This is a genomic window from Nitratidesulfovibrio liaohensis (assembly GCF_011682075.1).
Classification (GTDB): Bacteria; Desulfobacterota; Desulfovibrionia; order Desulfovibrionales; family Desulfovibrionaceae; genus Cupidesulfovibrio; species Cupidesulfovibrio liaohensis.
In genome coordinates this window covers 1-805 of the sequence record NZ_VSMK01000681.1, presented here as the reverse complement: position 1 = coordinate 805, position 805 = coordinate 1, and the positions used below count along the sequence as shown (strand labels likewise).

The window sequence follows — 805 nt, the reverse complement described above, 5'->3', positions numbered from 1 at the left end:
TTCGGGGCCGAAATGTCCCGCCAGCCGCGCGCCGATGCCGAAGAACAGCGGGTCGCCGTCGGCCAGCACCGCCACCCGCAACCCGAGCGCCCGGCACGCGTCCATGGCTTGCAGGGCCGCATCCAGTGCCGCGCCGATGATGATGCGCTGGCCGGGATGCTCCGGAAACGATTCCAGCAACCGCGCCCCGCCCGCCAGCACCTGAGCCTGCGCCAGAGCGGCGGCATGTCCGGAAGGCAGGGGGGTGCCGCGCAGTCCGCAGCCGATGACGGTGACGGGATGTATCGCGGCGGGCGCGGCATCGGTCTGCCCGGCAGGGGGAATGGGGTGGGGGGGCGTTGCGTGGGTCATGCCGTCACCAGACATCTGCCATCCATGTGGAAAAGGTGCACCGTCACCGTGACGCGTTCCGCCCCGCCTGTCCAGCCATGGGCGGCATCGCGGGCCCGTTCGGCCACGGCGCGCAGCACGGAGGGGTGGGCCGGATCGGCCAGCAGCAGTTCCAGGGCCTGTCCGGCGGTGTTGGCGGCTGCTACCGCCGTACAGGTTTCCGCCCCCGCCCCCGCGTCTGTGGACCACTGGGCCAGCAGGGGCAGGTCCAGCGGGGCGGTGTGGGCGTGGGTGTGCGGCAGCCCCTGCGCCAGCTTGACCAGCTTGCCGAAAAAGCAGCCCCAGGCCACGCGGACAAAGCCGCGCTGGGCGGCGGCGGCCAGCGAGAAGGCCGCGAAATCCGCCGCCTGCACGAAGGCCAGCGGCGGCAGGGCGGGGTGGGCGCGCATGAGCAGGGTTTCGCTGCGTCGTCCGG

1 protein-coding gene and 1 pseudogene are annotated in these 805 nt (G+C 72.9%); both read right to left on the bottom strand.

Annotated features, from left to right (window positions below):
• Positions 1–351 (bottom strand): annotated as a pseudogene (locus tag FVW27_RS17725) (bifunctional cobalt-precorrin-7 (C(5))-methyltransferase/cobalt-precorrin-6B (C(15))-methyltransferase); the annotation flags it as partial.
• Positions 348–805: cobalt-precorrin-5B (C(1))-methyltransferase (locus FVW27_RS17720; RefSeq protein WP_208294870.1), on the bottom strand; the 458-nt coding region annotated here is incomplete at its 5' end. The pseudogene FVW27_RS17725 and the gene FVW27_RS17720, both read right to left, overlap by 4 nt.